General features: G+C 72.0%; 13 protein-coding genes and 1 pseudogene. 8 read left to right on the top strand and 6 right to left on the bottom strand.

Annotated elements, in window-relative coordinates:
* Positions 1 to 28: 28 nt before the first annotated feature.
* A complete protein-coding gene (locus ADK57_RS22295) occupies positions 29 to 937 on the top strand; it encodes a 5-dehydro-4-deoxyglucarate dehydratase (protein ID WP_053751281.1) in 909 nt (302 codons plus the stop codon).
* Entirely contained in the window at positions 934 to 2,184 is a 1,251-nt protein-coding gene (locus ADK57_RS22290) for a glucarate dehydratase family protein (RefSeq protein ID WP_053751280.1), read from the top strand. Before ADK57_RS22295 ends, ADK57_RS22290 begins: the two co-directional genes overlap by 4 nt.
* On the opposite strand, the gene ADK57_RS22285 is transcribed toward ADK57_RS22290, so the two are convergent.
* Positions 2,165 to 2,980, bottom strand: coding sequence for an alpha/beta fold hydrolase (locus ADK57_RS22285; RefSeq protein WP_234390362.1), 816 nt, complete (start codon positions 2,978 to 2,980; stop codon positions 2,165 to 2,167). The genes ADK57_RS22290 and ADK57_RS22285 overlap by 20 nt on opposite strands.
* Before the next feature lie 58 nt (positions 2,981 to 3,038).
* Positions 3,039 to 3,998 (bottom strand): alpha/beta hydrolase, encoded by a 960-nt coding sequence (locus ADK57_RS22280; protein ID WP_053751279.1) that lies wholly within the window; start codon positions 3,996 to 3,998, stop codon positions 3,039 to 3,041.
* A 202-nt stretch (positions 3,999 to 4,200) separates the two neighbouring features.
* Between ADK57_RS22280 and ADK57_RS22275 the strand changes: the two genes are divergently transcribed.
* Positions 4,201 to 4,683, top strand: coding sequence for a MarR family transcriptional regulator (locus ADK57_RS22275; protein WP_199830652.1), 483 nt, complete (start codon positions 4,201 to 4,203; stop codon positions 4,681 to 4,683).
* A gap of 33 nt (positions 4,684 to 4,716) precedes the next feature.
* Here ADK57_RS22275 and ADK57_RS22270 read toward each other — a convergent pair whose 3' ends face one another.
* Together ADK57_RS22270 and ADK57_RS22265 are read right to left on the bottom strand one after the other, a co-directional pair.
* Positions 4,717 to 7,029: an ABC transporter permease gene (locus ADK57_RS22270; RefSeq protein ID WP_053751278.1), complete on the bottom strand. Its 2,313-nt coding sequence runs from the start codon at positions 7,027 to 7,029 to the stop codon at positions 4,717 to 4,719.
* A complete protein-coding gene (locus ADK57_RS22265; protein WP_053751277.1) occupies positions 7,026 to 7,733 on the bottom strand; it encodes an ABC transporter ATP-binding protein in 708 nt (235 codons plus the stop codon). The genes ADK57_RS22270 and ADK57_RS22265 overlap by 4 nt, the downstream gene beginning before the upstream one ends.
* Before the next feature lie 140 nt (positions 7,734 to 7,873).
* On the opposite strand from ADK57_RS22265, the gene ADK57_RS22260 reads away from it, so the two are divergent.
* From ADK57_RS22260 to ADK57_RS22245, 4 genes are all read left to right on the top strand, one after another.
* On the top strand, positions 7,874 to 8,731 hold the full coding sequence (locus ADK57_RS22260; protein WP_420711881.1) for a sensor histidine kinase: 858 nt from the start codon (positions 7,874 to 7,876) through the stop codon (positions 8,729 to 8,731).
* Complete coding sequence (locus ADK57_RS22255) at positions 8,728 to 9,411, top strand: response regulator (RefSeq protein ID WP_053751275.1); 684 nt, start codon at positions 8,728 to 8,730, stop codon at positions 9,409 to 9,411. Before ADK57_RS22260 ends, ADK57_RS22255 begins: the two co-directional genes overlap by 4 nt.
* Before the next feature lie 49 nt (positions 9,412 to 9,460).
* Positions 9,461 to 11,143 carry an acyltransferase gene (locus tag ADK57_RS22250; RefSeq protein ID WP_053751274.1) on the top strand — a complete coding sequence of 561 codons (1,683 nt, stop codon included), beginning with the start codon at positions 9,461 to 9,463 and terminating at the stop codon, positions 11,141 to 11,143.
* Positions 11,144 to 11,314: 171 nt separating this feature from the next.
* Positions 11,315 to 12,373, top strand: a complete 1,059-nt coding sequence (locus ADK57_RS22245; RefSeq protein WP_053751346.1) for an NAD-dependent epimerase/dehydratase family protein — start codon at positions 11,315 to 11,317, stop codon at positions 12,371 to 12,373.
* A gap of 12 nt (positions 12,374 to 12,385) precedes the next feature.
* Here the strand turns inward: ADK57_RS22245 and ADK57_RS22240 are convergent, their stop codons facing one another.
* Together ADK57_RS22240 and ADK57_RS22235 are read right to left on the bottom strand one after the other, a co-directional pair.
* Complete coding sequence (locus ADK57_RS22240; protein ID WP_053751273.1) at positions 12,386 to 13,435, bottom strand: CU044_5270 family protein; 1,050 nt, start codon at positions 13,433 to 13,435, stop codon at positions 12,386 to 12,388.
* Positions 13,432 to 14,070, bottom strand: a complete 639-nt coding sequence (locus ADK57_RS22235) for an RNA polymerase sigma factor (protein ID WP_078973271.1) — start codon at positions 14,068 to 14,070, stop codon at positions 13,432 to 13,434. Before ADK57_RS22235 ends, ADK57_RS22240 begins: the two co-directional genes overlap by 4 nt.
* 310 nt (positions 14,071 to 14,380) lie before the next feature.
* Here ADK57_RS22235 and ADK57_RS22230 point away from each other — a divergent pair.
* Positions 14,381 to 15,508 (top strand): annotated as a pseudogene (locus ADK57_RS22230) (hypothetical protein); the annotation flags it as partial.

Here is a 15,508-nt window from a genome sequence, read left to right as displayed (position 1 = left end):
CACGCACACTCGCAGTTACGAGGGAGACATGAAGTTCCAAGGAGTGCTGTTCTTCCCGGTCACGCCGTTCGCCGCGGACGGCTCACTGGACGAAGGACGGCTCGCCCACCACATCGAGGCGGGCGTCGCGGCCGGCGCGGGCGGCGTGTTCGTCGCCTGCGGTACCGGCGAGTTCCACGCGCTGACACCGGAGGAGATCGAGCGGGCGACACGGGTCGCCGTCGGAGCGACCGCGGGGCGGGTGCCCGTCCTCGCGGCGGCCGGCGGTCCCGTGCGGGTCGCCCGCGACCAGGCGGCCCGCGTCCAACGCGCCGGCGCCGACGGCCTCCTGCTGCTGCCGCCGTACCTGGTGAACGCCCCGCAGCAGGGCCTGGTGCGGTACGTCGAGGAGGTCACCGACGCCACCGGCCTGCCCGTCGTCTTCTACCAGCGCGGCACCGCCCGCCTCACCGAGTCCACGGCCGCGCAGATCGCCGCCCTGCCCGGGGTCGTGGGCCTCAAGGACGGTCTCGGTGACATCGAGCGGATGCACCGCATCGTCCGGGCCGTGCGCGCCCTCCCGGACGGGCAGGACTTCCAGTTCTTCAACGGCCTGCCCACCGCCGAGATGACCGCACCCGCCTACCGCGGCATCGGCGTCGACCTGTATTCCTCCGCCGTGTTCGCCTTCGCCCCGGAGATCGCCCTGGCCTTCCACCGGGCGCTCACCGAGAACGACGAGGCGCAGGTCAACACGCTCCTCGACGAGTTCTACGGTCCACTGGTCGAGCTCCGTGACGAGGTCCCCGGATACTCCGTGTCGCTGGTCAAGGCCGGGGTGACCCTGCGCGGCCTGGACGTGGGCGGCGTACGGGCGCCCCTCGTCGACCCGACGCCGGAGCACGTCGCCCGGCTCGCGAAGCTCATCGACCACGGCCTGGAGGTGATCGGCGCATGAAGCCCACCAGGATCAGGGAGCTGATCGTCACCCCGATCGCCTTCCGCGACCCGCCCCTGCTCAACTCCAACGGCGTCCACGAGCCCCTTGCACTACGTGTGATTCTCCAACTCGTCCTTGAGGACGGCACGGTGGGCCTCGGCGAGTCGCCGGGCGGCACCGCCCGCCTGGAGCGACTTCAGGCGGCGGCGAAGGTGGTCGTCGGCATGGACGTCTTCGACACGACGGCCGTCGCGGCGGCGATCGACGCCGCCCTGCTGCCGACCGTGCCCAGCTCCCACGAACGCGGCTGGACCACCTCCGCGGTGGAGGTCGCCTGCCTCGACGCGCAGGGCCGACTGCTCGGGCGTCCGGTCGTGGACCTGCTCGGCGGCGCGGTGCGGGACTCCGTGCCGTTCGCGGCATACCTCTTCTACAAGTGGGCCGAACACCCGGCCCTCGACGGCCGCGCGGCCGTCGGCGACGACTGGGGCGAGGCACTGGACCCGGCCGGGATCGTCGAGCAGGCCCGGCTGATGCAACAGCGGTACGGCTTCCGCTCGTTCAAGCTCAAGGGCGGGGTCTTCCCTCCCGACGACGAGATCGCCGCGATCAAGGCGCTGGCGGAGGCGTTCCCCGGGGAGCCGCTGCGCCTGGACCCGAACACCGCCTGGACGGTGGAGACGTCGAAGTGCGTCGCCCGCGAACTGGACGGCGTACTCGAGTACTTGGAGGATCCGACCAAGGGCATCCCGGGCATGGCGGAAGTCGCCGAGGACGCGCCGCTGCCGCTCGCGACCAACATGTGCGTGATCGCCTGGGAACACCTGAAGCCGGCGATCGAGCAGAACGCGATCCAGGTCCTGCTGACCGACCACCACTACTGGGGCGGATTGCGCCGCACCCGTGAACTGGCCGCAGTCTGCGAGGCGTTCGGGCTGGCGCTGTCCATGCACTCCAACTCTCACCTGGGCATCAGCCTCGCCGCCATGACCCATGTGGCGGCGGCCATCCCCAACCTCGACCACTCCTGCGACACGCATTACCCGTGGAACTCGGCCGACGACGTGATCGTCCCGGGTGTGCTGGAGCTGCGCGACGGCGCGGTCGAGGTACCCACCGGGCCCGGTCTCGGCGTGGAACTCGACCACGACGCCCTCGACCGGCTGCACCGGTTGTACATCGAGTCCGGTGTGCGCACGCGGGACGACACCGGTTACATGCGGCGGATCCAGCCGGAGTACGAGCTCAAGCTGCCGCGCTGGTGACGGAGTCCGCCCAGTCCTCGACGAGGCGGACGGTACGCCGCGGGTGTTCCTCGTGGAGGTAGTGCCCGGTTCCCGGCCAGTGGTCGACGCGTGAGCCGGGCACGTGCCGGGTGCCGCGTTCCCAGGCGGCGGCCTCGGCCGACGTCCATACGGTCAGCGCCCGCCGGGCGCGGCGGCGCAGGTACTGCTCGCTGTGCGGGTACGCCCACCGCGCCCGGGTCGGTGTACATCCCGGCGTACGACCGGGCGATGACGTGGTCGGGGGTGCCGAGCACGGCGCGGACGTGGGCGGTGCGCAGTCCGGCCGGGGCGTCCGGTGCGAAGGCGCCGGCCACGAAGTCGGCGGCGGCGCGTGAGCCGCGGGCGCGATCTGCTCGGCCTCCTCGCCGTGTGCGCCGTGGGCGGGGTCGAGCTCGATGACCGTCCGCACGGTGTGCGGGTGGTGGACGGCCGGCAGGTTGACGACCTGGCCGCCCCTCGAGTGCCCGACCGCGACCACGGGGCCGGTGCCGAGGGCGTCGATCAAGGCGGCCAAGTCCGCGGCCGTCTCCACCGGGGTGTTGCCCTCGGCCGGAACCTCGGAACGGCCGTGTCCGCGCAGGTCGGGCACGACCACCCGGAACCGGCCGGCCGGCGCCTCCGCGTGCGGCGACCACTCCCGGCCGTCACCGCCCCAGCCGTGCACCAGCAGCAGGGCGGGGCGTCGGCGGGGCCGGGCCGGGGCTGGTGAAGAACAGGCGGATGCGGCCGAGGTCGACCACCGGTGGCTCTCCTGAGTGGACGGGGCAGCGGGCACGCCTCTCGGACGTGCCCTGTTCCTTCAGGAATGGTGCTCCAGGAACAACCTGCCGGTGTCAGGCGGTGCCAAGCGCCGTGCGCAGCGTGCTGACGGCCTGGTTGACGGCGGCCTCGGCGGCGTGCGTCCCGCGCAGGGCGTCGAGCATCACGAAGTCGTGGATGATGCCCTGGTAGCGGACGGCCGTGACGGGGACGCCCGCCTCGCGCAGCTTGTTGGCGTAGGCCTCGCCCTCGTCGCGCAGGACGTCGGCCTCGCCGGTGATGACCAGCGCCGGAGGCAGGTCGCGCAGTTGGTCGGTGGTGGCGCGCAGCGGCGAGGCGGTGATCTCGGCACGCTGCTGCTCGTCGGTCGTGTACTGGTCCCAGAACCACTGCATGGCGTCGCGACGCAGGAAGTAGCCCTCGGCGAACTGCTGGTACGAGCCGGTGTCGAAGGCGGCGTCGGTGACCGGGTAGAACAGCACCTGCTGGACCAGGGGGACATCGCCGCGTTCCTTGGCCATCAGCGTCAGCGCGGCGGTCATGTTCCCGCCGACGGAGTCGCCGGCGACGGCGATGCGGGTGGGGTCCAGGTAGTGGCCGGCGCCCTCGGTGACGATCCAGCGGGCGACCGCGTAGTTCTGCTCGATCGCGATCGGGTAGCGGGCCTCGGGCGAGAGGTCGTACTCGGGGAAGACCACCGCTGCACCGGTGCCGACGGCGAGTTCGCGCACCAGGCGGTCGTGGGTGTGGGCGTTGCCGAAGACCCAGCCCGCCCCGTGGATGTAGAGGATCACCGGGAGGACGCCGGTGGCGCCGGCCGGGCGGACGATCCGGGTGCGGACCTCGCCGGTGGGGCCGCCGGAGACGGTGACCCACTCCTCGTCGACGTCGGGCTTGGCGATCTCCCCGGACTGCACCTCGTCGACCGTCTTGCGTCCCTCGACGGGACCGAGGTCGAAGAGGTACGGCGGGTTCGCGGTGGCCTCGACGAAGGACTGGGCGGCGGGCTCGAGGACCGGGCGGGTCTCGGTCATGACGATCTCCTCGGATCGGGTGCCGCGGGCAGGCTCCGGCGGGGACCCCGGCCCGGAGAGGCGGCACACCTGGAGAGTAGCGCTCGATTAGATCGTGCACAACTCATTAGGGCAAGATTCATTAGGACTGGACTCATTAGGGGTGGACTTCTTAGGGCTCGATAGAATCGAGAGGACTTCAAGGATAGGGTGGTGAGCCTCGATGACCAGCGCAGGAAGCAGGAGCCGAGCCGTGAGTACAGCCCCAGAACCGGCCGAAGGGTCGCTGCTCCTGGACGACCAGCTCTGCTTCGCGCTGTACGCCGCCTCCCGCGCGGTGACGGCGCGCTACCGGCCGCTGCTGGACGAGCTGGGGCTGACCTATCCGCAGTACCTGGTCATGCTCGTGCTGTGGGAGCAGGACTCGATCTCGGTCCGCGAGCTGGGTGCCTCGCTCCAGCTGGAGTCCAGCACCCTCTCGCCCCTGCTGAAGCGCCTGGAGGCGAACGGCCTGCTGCACCGCGAGCGCCGGGCGGACGACGAGCGCTCGGTCGCGATCCGTCTCAGCGAAGCCGGAGCCCTGCTCCGGGACCGCGCGGGTACGGTCCCGCTCGCGATCGGCGACGCCATGGGCCTGACCCCGGAGCAGGACGCCCTGGCCAAACAGCTGCTCCGCCTGCTCACCTCGAACGTCAGCGCCGACTGAGGCACGCGGTGAGGGCGGAGCGGCCGTACACCGTCACTCGTTGTGCAGCACCTCGGCGACCGTCAGCCGTGCCGCTCTGCGCGCCGGGACGTACGCGCCCAGGACGGCGATCGCCACACCTGCCGGGGCCAGGGCCAGCAGGGCGGGCGCCTGCCATACGTCCGTCATGTACGACGGCAGGGTGATGTCCACGGCGTCCGCCATCCGCGGCACGACCAGCTCGTGGCCGACCATGCCCAGCGGTATGCCGACCACGGTCCCGAGCGCCCCGAGCACCGCCATCGAGGTCACCGTCATCGCCGTGACCTGACGCGGCGTCATGCCGATGGACTTGAGCATGCCCAGGTCGCGGCGGCGGTCGCGGGTGTTGAGGACGGCCGTGTTGAAGACGCCGAGGGAGGCGACCACGGCGAGCATCACGGTGAGCAACGATGCCGAGCCGACGATGGTCTGCGTGACGGTGTTGGCGCCGACCGGGTCCGGGCTGATCCCGGGGTCGGCGGCCCGGGCCGCGCGGGCGTAGGCGGCCTGGTCCGCCCCGTCGCGGAGCCTGACGTGGTAGGCGATGGGCTTCTCCTGGGGGGCCAGGGCGGTCAGTGTCGACTGGTCGGTGACGACGAGTCGACGGTCGTTGTGCATGAACTCCCCGACGATCACCACCGTCTCGTGCCGGTCGCCTTTCTCCAGGCGGAGGCGGTCGCCGACCCGCAGGTCGTTCCGGCGCAGGAAGGCCGAGCCGGCGACGATCTCGCCGCTCCGGTGCATCCACCGGCCTGCGGTCAGCACGCTGTCCAGCTGCGGCCGGTCTCCCCGGCGGCCTTCGAGCATCACCTCCTGCGCGGAGCCCGCCATGCGCACCTCGACGTCCGCCCTCGCGGTGACCTCGTCGGCGCCGGGCAGGGAGCGCAGCATCGACTGGAGTTCGGCGTCGCCGTGCGTCGGCCGGATCTCCTTGCCGTCCTTGTACTTGCCGACGTACACCGTGACTTGGAAGGCGTCGCGGCCCGCCTCGCCGAACCTGGTCATCGACGCGCCCAGGCCGGTCGCGAACGTCACGGCGGTCACGCCCAGGACCACCGCGGCAAGGGTGAGGGCACTGCGCCCGGGCCGGGCGAACGGCAGGCCCATGCCCAGGCTCACCGAACGCGGCAGCCCGCTGCCCGCCAGCCGCCGCTGGATTCCCAGGGCGCGCCCGGCGCGCGGGGCGCTGCCCGCGCTGATGGCCCGGGCCGCGGGCAGCCGGTGGGCGCGTGCCGCCGGGGCGAGCGCGGCGAGGAGGCACACGCCGGGCATGCCGAGCAGGGCGAGGACGTTCACCCAGGGCGCGATGCCCACGCTGTCGTGGAACACCCCGGCGTCCGGCCCCATGAAGACGAACTCGAAGAGGGGGCGGGCCAGCAGATTGCCGACGACGGTGCCGAGGACACAGCCGGCGACCGCGGGGACGGAGATCATCGTGAGGTACACGGCGAGCACCTGTCCCGGGGTGAAGCCGAGGGCCTTGAGGATGCCGATGTGCCGGAAGCCGGAGATCACCGCGCCGCTGACGACGTTGGCGACGATGAGCACCGCCACCACGATGCCGAGGATGCCGAAGGCCATCAGATAGGGCGTGAACGCGCGGGCCGAACTGCCGATCTGCTGCTTGAGGGTGAGGTACGACTGCGAAGCGGTGAGCGCGTCCGGCGGCAGCCCGTCGGTGACGGCGGCCAGGCTCGCGCGGAGCCGGTCCTGCGAGGAGGCGTCCGTGAAGCGGAAGAGCATCTGCGTGGCCGTGGGGTGCAGGGCCGCGATCTGCTCGGGGGCGACCCAGGCGTCCGCGGTCCGGCCGAGGTCGAAGGCGAACCCGACGACGGTGAGGTCCGGGCCCGACGGCACCCGGAGTTTCTTGCCGAGGTCGTCCGCGGTCCAGTCGGACTGCCGGTTCAGGACGACCTCGCCCGGCCCGGTGGCCCAGCGGCCCGCCCACAGGTCCAGCCGGTCCACCGGGCCTGCCGGGTCGGCCCGGCCCACGACGGTGAGGTCGCTGCCGAGTCCGAAGTTCATGGTTTCGCGCGGCAGTTCGATCGCGGCCTGGGCGAAGGGCCCGGCGGCGGCCTCGACGCCGGGCTGCCGGGCCGCCCGCGCCAGCTCCGCGTCCGAGACCCTCGCGGGATCGAAAGCGGCGGCGACATGCGGGCCACGCTGCTTGTCGAAGGCCTTGTCGAAGGGGGCGGAGGCCGCGTCGACCAGACCGAGCGCCACCACGATCGCCGCCGTCGAGGTCAGCGTGACCAGGGCGATGACGAGGGTCTGGAGTCTGCGCCGCCGCACCGCCGCGCGGGCGGCTCGCCACACCGCCCTCATGCGGACGGCTCCAGGGTGTGCTCGCCGGTCACCCGGCCGTCGGCGAACTCGACCAGCCGACTGGCGCAGCGCCGGGCGAGGTGCTCGTCGTGGGTCACCAGGATCAGGGTCTGGCCGATCTGGTTCAGGTCGAGCAGCAGATCCATCACCTGCTCGCCCGCCCGGCTGTCCAGGGCTCCGGTCGGCTCGTCGGCCAGCAGCAGGGCCGGACGGTTCATCAACGCCCTCGCCACGGCGACGCGTTGCCGCTCGCCGCCACTGAGTACCGCCGGGTAGGCGTTGCGGCGGTCCGCGATGCCGAGTTCGTCGAAGAGCTCCAGTGCGCGGCGGCGGGCCTGCCGGGCCGGGGTACCGGTCAACTGCGCGGCCAGCGCCACGTTGTCGAGCGCCGACAGGTCGTCGACCAGGTTGAAAAACTGGAAGATCATGCCGATCCGGCGGCGCCGGTACAGGGCGAGGCCCTTCTCGCTCAACTCCCCCACGTTCTCCCCGTGCACGACGACCGTGCCGCCGGTCGGCCGGTCCAACCCGGCGATCATGTTGAGGAAGGTGGACTTGCCACACCCCGACGGCCCCATCACGGCGACCGCCTCCCCCGCCCGGATCTCCAGCGACACACCGTCCAGCGCGGCCGTCTCGCCGTACTCCTTGCGCACACCGTCGAGCCGTACGACGGCCTCTCCCCTGTTCTCCTCAGTGATCATGCGGAAAACGCTACGGAGGGTACGGCGGCCTGAACATCCCTCCGTGGATGGCAGATCGGGCGGCCGCTCATCCTGGAGATGCAGGGCCCTGGATCCACAGGCTGATGCGGATCCCGTGAGGGTCTGCCAAGGTGATGCTCGTGTGGGACGGGGAGACGAACGCGCTGATGGCGGCGCTGGGGGTGGCGTGCGCGGCGGCCGTCGGGCTGGCGGTGGCGCTGTGGCGTACGCGACGCCGGTGGCAGGCGGCCGTCGGGGAGCGCGGCTGGTTGCTGGAGCGGGAACGGGAAAGTGCCGCGCGGGCCGCGGTCACGGCCGAACGCGACCGTATCGCCCGGGAGTTGCACGACATCGTCAGCCACAACGTCAGCCTGATGGTGGTGCAGGCCGGGGCGGCCCGCGAGGTACTGGGCACGATGCCGGACGAGGCCGCGGTGGCTCTGCGGGCGGTGGAGGACGCGGGACGCGGGGCGATGACCGATCTACGGCATCTGCTGGGGCTGTTGGCGCCGTCGGCGAGCGGCGAGGACCCGGAGTCGGAGGAAGAGGGCGATGTCGGACCCCCTGTGGAGCTGGCTCCGCAGCCCGGCCTCGACCGGCTCGGTCCGCTCGTCGACCGGATCTCCTTCGCCGGCCTGCCCGTCGAGGTGCGGATCTCCGGGGAGCCGCGCCCGCTGCCGCAGGGCATCGACGTGACCGCCTACCGGATAGTGCAGGAGGCGCTGACCAACGCGCTCAGACACGGCGACGGCGGCAAGGCCGAGGTCACGGTGCGGTACGCCGACCACGCGCTGCGCGTGGAGGTGCTCAACACCGGCCCGAGCGTGCTGACCGGCAACCCGCCCGCGCGGACGAACCCCCGGCACCGGGACGGCACGGGCCGCGGGCTGCTCGGCCTGCGCGAGCGGGTCGCGGTGTACGGCGGTGACCTGGACGCCCGGCGTCGGCTCGGCGGCGGCTACCGGGTTCGGGCCCGCATCCCCCTGGACCGCCCGTGACGGCGGCCGAGCGGTCACCCCGCGTCCTCGTCGCCGACGACCAGAACCTGATCCGGACCGGCTTCCGGCTGATCCTGAAAGCGCGGGGCATCGAGGTGGTCGGCGAGGCGGCCGACGGCGCCGAGGCGGTGGCGATGGCCCGCGAACTCGGCCCGGACGTCGTGCTGATGGACATCCGCATGCCGAACATGGACGGCCTGGAGGCGACCCGCCGCATTCTGGAACACTCCCCGGACTGCCGGGTGCTCATGCTGACCACCTTCGACCTGGACCGCTACGTCTACACCGCGCTGTCGGTCGGGGCCAGCGGTTTCCTGTTGAAGGACGTCACGCCGGAGCATCTGGCGGCGGCCGTACGCCTGGTCGACACGGGCGACGCCCTGCTGGCCCCGTCCATCACCCGGCGCCTGGTGGAGCGCTTCGCCTCCCACGGTGACCGTCCGGCCGCCGTCCCCGCGAATCTCGCCGCCCTCACGCCCCGCGAACTGGAGGTCCTGACCCTGCTGGGCCGCGGCCTGTCCAACACCGAGCTCGCCACCGAACTGACCCTGAGCGAGGCCACGGTGAAGTCCCACGTGGCCCGCATCTTCGCCAAGCTGGCCCTGCGCGACCGCGCCCAGGCGGTCGTACTCGCGTATGAGGCGGGGCTGGTCAGGCCGGGCGGGCTGCCGGACCGGTGAGACTCATGGGCTCTTCCGGCGCGGTATCGGGACGCCTAGCGTACGGCCCATGGATCACCAGGAGCCGTCCGTGCGGCACTTCGACCACTGTCCCTGGCTGTTCGCGGAGGATGCGACCGAGGAGCAGCGTCTCGCCCAGCGGGAACGGCAGCGGGCGATCGACGGGGACAGCGAGATCGGCGAGCGGTGCTACGTCGCCGAGTCGGCCGCGGTGTTCCCGGACCGGCTGCGGCTCGGGGCCGGCTCGTACATCGCCGCCCACGCCTATGTCACCGGGGAGTTGGCCACCGGCGCGGACTGCACGCTGAATCCGTTCACCACCGTCCGAGGTGCCGTGGCCCTGGGTGACGGCGTACGGATCGGGGCCCACACCTCGTTGCTCGGCTTCAACCACTCCATGGACCCCGACCGGCCGGTCTTCCGGCAACCGCTCACCAGCAGAGGGATCAAGATCGGGGATGACGTGTGGATCGGCTCGCACGTGGTCGTGGTGGACGGCGTCACCGTCGGCGACCACTGTGTGATCGGCGCGGGAGCGGTCGTCACCAAGGACCTTCCGGCGTGGACGGTGGCCGCCGGGAATCCGGCACGTCCGGTCCGTGACCGCCGGGACACCCCGCCGCCCCCCGCGGTCGGCACGGATCTGAGCCGGTTCGCCGACACCGCCCGCGCCCAGGCTCCGGACCTGCTGGCCCGCTGCTGGGACGGCGAGCGGTACGTCGACCGTCCCGGCGCCGCGCCCACGGTACGGGCGCACTGCGACGCCGTGGAGATCGCCGACCTGCTGCTGGATTCCGCCCCGGGACAGTTGGCGGCCGACGAGCACCGCGGGCGGCTGGCCGCGCTCCAGGACCCCGGAACCGGGTTGGTGCCCGAGTTCGGCGAGTCCCTGCCGGACGACGGCTTCCCCGGCGAGGGTGCGGCGCTGTACCACGTCCTCTGCGTCGGCTACGCGCTGGACCTGCTGGGCGTGGGCCTCCCCCATCCGGTGCGCGGGGTACAGGAGATGACGGTCCCCCAACTTGTCGCGCGGCTCGAAGAGTTGCCCTGGCGGGACGGTGCGTGGGGTGCCGGAGCCTGGATCGACTCCTGGGCCACGGCCGCCCACTGGAACCTGCGGCGGCCTCAAGGCGGCGGTACCGAACCCGGAGCGCCGGAGGCGCTGTTCGGCTGGCTGCTCACCCGTGCCGACCCGTGGACCGGGATGTGGGGCGTACCCTCGCCCGGCGCCGGGCGGTTGCAGGTGGTCAACGGCTACTACCGGCTGACGCGCGGTTCCTTCGCCCAGTTCGGATTGCCCGTGCCGCACCCGGAGCGGGTCGTGGACGCGGTCCTGGACCACGCCCGGGACACCCGGTACTTCGGGACGGGCCGGGAGAACGCCTGCAATGTGCTGGACGTCGCCCACCCCTTGTGGCTGTGCACGGGGCAGCTCGGGACGGGCGCCGGGGGCGCCGGCTACCGCACCGCCGAGATCCGCGCCTGGGCCGAGCGGCAGCTGGCCCTCGCCCTCACTCGCTGGCGGGACGGCCGTGGCTTCGGCTTCGGCCCGGGCACGGCGGGCCCCGGCCCGGAACCGGGCCTCCAGGGCACCGAGATGTGGCTGGCCATCGTCTGGCTCCTGGCCGACCTGCTGGGCCGCTCCGACGAACTCGGCTACCGGCCCCGCGGCATCCACCGGCCCGACGCGGCCCGAGGAGGTGCTGGGGACCAGAGAGGCCCGGACGGGTGAGTGCGACGCGGCCGGGCGAAAGGGACCCCACACGGCGCAGTGGAGCCGCCGACAACGATCACAACTCAGCCATGCATGTTCCCTTTCCACAGTGTCATGCCCGACCCTGACCGTTGGGGCACCGATCGCAGCGCCCCGGACGTACCGGTGACCGGCACTGAGGAGCAGGGCGTGGGCAAAGGCGGGGCGACGGTCGTCGCGGTGACCGGCGGCAGTGGTTTTGTCGGCAGCCATCTGGTCCGGCGGCTGCTGGAACGTGGCTACGCGGTGCGCACCACCGTACGGAGCCTCGCGCACACGGCCAAGGTGCTGCCGCTTCGGGAGATGCAGGAGGAGTTTCCGGGCCGCCTCGACCTGTTCGAGGCGGACCTGCTGCGCGAGGGGTCCTTCGACAACGCGATCCGCGGCTGCCGGGTGGTCTTCCACGTGGCGTCGCCGTTCTTCATGCCGGAGAAGATCAAGGACGGCCGACGGGACATGGTCGACCCGGCCCTGCTCGGCACACGCAACGTGCTGGGGAGCCTGGAGCGGACCCCGACGGTCGAGAGACTGGTGTTCACCTCCACCGTGGGCGCGATCTTCGGCGACTACGCCGACGTGCTAGACATGGACGACCAGGTGCTCTCGGAGAAGTACTTCAACACCACGAGCACGGTGCGGAACAACCCCTACCACTATGCGAAGACCGTCGCGGAGCGCGCGGCATGGGAGGCCGAGACGGCCCAGAACCGCTGGCGCATGGTCTCCGTCAATCCGGGCCTGATCCTGGGCCCGTCGCTCGCCCCCGCGTCGGAGTCCGGCAGCCTGTTCCTGCTGGAAGAGCTGTTCAAGGGCTACTTCTTCTACGGCGCACCGGACTTCGCCTTCACCACGGCGGACGTACGGGAGGTGGCCGACGCGCACATCGCGGCGGCCGAGAACCCCGAGGCAAAAGGGCGCTACATCGTCGCGGCCGAGACGATGACGTCGTTCCACGACATGTCCCGCATCATCCGGGCGCACCACCCCCGTGACCTGCGCCTGCCGCGCACCGCGCTGCCGCACTGGCCGGTGCACGTCCTGGGCCCGGCCTTCGGCCTGACCCAGGACTACATCCGGGGGCACCTCGGCATCCGCTTCCGGGTGGACAACAGCAGGAGCGTGCACGAACTCGGCGTCACCTACCGCCCCGTCGAGCAGACGGTTCTCGACCACTACGAGGCCTGGCGGGGGCAGCGGGCCGCGCGGTGACCGCCCGCGCCCTCAGGGCCGGGCGCCCGGCTTGTCCACGACCCCCCACGCGGCACGTGCGACGACGATCGCGGAGTCGGCCTCCGCGGGCAGCGGCATCTTCGTGCCGTTCGTGGTGATCGACTCCAGAGGCGGGACCTCTTCCCTCGCCCCGAGGTACGCGTAGGTCTCCGGGTCGAAGAAGATCTCCTGTTTGCCCTGCAGGCCGTTCGCGGTGCGCTCGGGGTAGTTGACGGTCACCGCGATCGCCTTCCGCCCGAGGGGGTCCTCGACGCCCTGTTCCACCCGGGCGCCGGGGATCTTCGCCAGGGCCCGGAACATGCCCGCCTGCACCTTCGGCGGAATCAGGACGGAACGGTAGAGGACGTGGATCTCCCGCCAGTCGCGCTGCGCCGGCGTCTCCCCTTCGATGTCACCGATGGCGTGCTCCTGACGGATGCGCCGCATCATCCGGTCGGGGTCGCCGGGCAGGGTGGCGAGGAAGCGGTAGAACTGCCGCTGCGAACGGTCGTCGTAGCCCTCCTTCTTCCACTTCTCCTCCTGGTTGGGCCCGTACCAGACCTGGAGCTTGTTCGGGTCGAAGTCCGAGATGTCTCCGGACCGGGGGACGCCGGGCAGACTGGCCGACCCCGTGCCGTCCCAACGGGTCCACTGTTCCGCCGACTGCGGTGTGCCGTGCTGGAAGCTCGTGGACTTCTCGTACACCCACTGCTTCGGCCCGGGCTCGGTGGCTCCGAGCTGCTCCACCGTGTTCGCGGCCAGTTCCAGGGCGTTGGCGGATGCCCGCGCGGACAGCAGCCGGGGGCCGTCGGCAGGAATGTCGGTGCCGCCCGGCAGATCCGCGACGACGATGCCGGTCACGGCGACCGCCGCAGTCGCCGCCGCGGTCAGGACGATCCTGCGGCGCGGGAACCCGCCGCCCGTGCCGCGCAGTGTGGGGCGCCGGCCGGCGCCGTCGACCCGGGCGGCGTCCAGCACGCGGTCCCGCAGCGGGGCGAGCCTGGCGTCGTCGGGGAGCGGGCAGTCGTCCCGCAGCGCGCGCGTCTCGATGATCTCGTTCATACGGTGCCACCTTCGGGTGCGGGTGCCTCGACCAGGGAACGGTGCTCGCCCAGGACGCCGCGCAGCTTCCTGCGGGCCCGGTTGAGCCGGGAACGGACGGTTCCCACGGGGATGTCCAGGGCCTCGGCGACCTCCTGGTACGTGAAGTCGGCCCAGGCGAACAGCAGCAGGACATTCCGGTCGCCCTGGGAGAGCCGGGTCAGCGCCTTCGCCAGCGCCGGGGAGGCGGCCTGCGCCGCGACCCGGTCGTCGGCGTTCTCGGTCCAGGTCTGCGCGACCGGGTCGGTTCCGCTGCGGGCCAGGACCTTCAGCGCCTTGACCTCCTCCCTGCGGTGCCTGCCGATCAGCTTCGCCGCGATGCCGTGCAGCCAGGGGCGGGCGGAGGTCCGGCTCGCGTCGTAGCGGCTCCGTATCCGAAACGCCGTCAGGAAGGTCTCCGCGGTGACGTCGTCGGCCGCGTCACGGCCGAGCCGACGCGCGATGTACCGGTGGATGGCGGGTGCGTGGCGGTCGAACAGCTCCGCGAAACGCTCCGGCTCGTCCAGCGACGCCACGATCAACGAGGCGTCGTCGTCCTCGGCGGCACCGTGGGGAACGCCGGCTCTCGGGGAGGGCCGGCAGGGCAGATCGGTCATCGGCAGTCCGTGGGGTCGGCGAAATCGACATCGTTCACCCGTACTTGCCGACCCGAACGGAACGAGTTCACGCTCCACCGGAGGTCCCTCGGAGCAACACGACGAAGGTCACAGTTACGTATCGGACATTTTACCCTTGAATCTTCACACCAGTCACACAAGTTGGCTAAGTTGGCCGCCTGACCGCACGACTTCCCCCGGCGAAACCCGTCGTGTCGCGCGTACCTTGGTCGAGTCACCCCTGACCGAACCCGACATCCGCCTCGGCGGCAGGAGTTCGGTGACGGGCTACGGAAGGAGTACCTCTTCCATGGCGCCGGAGCGATCCCCGCGCCCCGGAGGCATCGGCCTCCCGGGCATGCGCAACTCCGCACTCGCCACGGCGGCTCTCACCTCCGTGGCCCTGCTCTCCCAGACCGCGGGCGCCACTCCCGCGGCGGCCGAGGACGGGCCGAGCCGCGACGAGGTCCGGCAGCGGATCGACAACCTCTACGACCGGGCCGAGACCGACACCGGGACCTTCAACGCGACCCGCGCGGCGACGAGTCCGCGCAAGCGCGCCGGTTCGCTCGCCGACACCGGACGCGGGCAGTCCGGTACGGCCGCCGACGCCGGAACCGGCAACACGCCGCGCAGACAGGCCGATCCCGCCCTCGGCGACGTCACCCGGCAGTGGTTCGACGTGGCGCGCGCCAAGCTGGGACCGACCACGCCGGCATCGCTGCCGCCCGACCGGAGGCCGGCCTCGTCGGTCGACACCCGGCCCGCTCGCCCGGCGGCCGCCCCCGGCGTCCGTGAGCAGGCGGCTGCCGACCGTCCCGTCGCGGAGCTGACCGCCAGGTCCGTCCCGGCGCTGCCACCCGCTCCGGAGACGGCTCCCAAGGCGCTGCCCGCCGCCACGGCCGAGTCGGGCCCGTCCTCGCTGCGGACCACGAAGGAACGCGTCCAGCGTCAACTCGCCGCCGCCCGCGACCTGCTGACCGCCCACGCCGCCCAAACCGCCCTGACGAGCGCACCTCTCGCCGCGATCGAGTCCCGCCCGGCCGAGGACTCCTGGGCCACCCCGGCCCAGGACACGCGCCACGAACCCGACCTGTTCTGGCAGCAACAGCAGCCGACCGCCGCCACGATGGGCGGGCAGCTGACCATCGAGCCGCCTCCGGTCATGGACGCGCCGCTCACCACGAACGCCCCGCTCACCATGGACACGCGGCTCACCACGAACGCGCCTCTCCCCACGGACGCACTGTTCACCACGAACGCCCCGTTCACCATGGACGCATCGCTCACCACCAACGCGCCTCTCCCCACGGACACACCGTTCACCACCGACGCGTCACTCCTCATGGACGCGTCGGTGGTGAACGGTGTGTCCGTGGGGAGAGGCGCGTTGGTGGTGAGCGATGCGTCCATGGTGAACGGGGCGTTCGTGGTGAAC

The sequence above is a fragment of the Streptomyces sp. MMG1533 genome, assembly GCF_001279775.1.
Classification (GTDB): Bacteria; Actinomycetota; Actinomycetes; order Streptomycetales; family Streptomycetaceae; genus Streptomyces.
Note: the sequence above shows the minus strand (reverse complement) of the source record. Positions and strands in the feature narration are given on the sequence as shown.

Excerpts from the sequence above, each read along its gene's own strand:
- ADK57_RS22295 (WP_053751281.1), top strand. The coding sequence starts at position 29 with ATGAAGTTCCAAGGAGTGCTGTTCTTCCCGGTCACGCCGTTCGCCGCG.
- ADK57_RS22290 (WP_053751280.1), top strand. The coding sequence starts at position 934 with ATGAAGCCCACCAGGATCAGGGAGCTGATCGTCACCCCGATCGCCTTC.
- ADK57_RS22280 (WP_053751279.1), bottom strand. The coding sequence starts at position 3,998 with ATGACCGAGACCCGCCCGGTCCTCGAGCCCGCCGCCCAGTCCTTCGTC.
- ADK57_RS22275 (WP_199830652.1), top strand. The coding sequence starts at position 4,201 with ATGACCAGCGCAGGAAGCAGGAGCCGAGCCGTGAGTACAGCCCCAGAA.
- ADK57_RS22270 (WP_053751278.1), bottom strand. The coding sequence starts at position 7,029 with ATGAGGGCGGTGTGGCGAGCCGCCCGCGCGGCGGTGCGGCGGCGCAGA.
- ADK57_RS22265 (WP_053751277.1), bottom strand. The coding sequence starts at position 7,733 with ATGATCACTGAGGAGAACAGGGGAGAGGCCGTCGTACGGCTCGACGGT.
- ADK57_RS22250 (WP_053751274.1), top strand. The coding sequence starts at position 9,461 with ATGGATCACCAGGAGCCGTCCGTGCGGCACTTCGACCACTGTCCCTGG.
- ADK57_RS22240 (WP_053751273.1), bottom strand. The coding sequence starts at position 13,435 with ATGAACGAGATCATCGAGACGCGCGCGCTGCGGGACGACTGCCCGCTC.
- ADK57_RS22235 (WP_078973271.1), bottom strand. The coding sequence starts at position 14,070 with ATGACCGATCTGCCCTGCCGGCCCTCCCCGAGAGCCGGCGTTCCCCAC.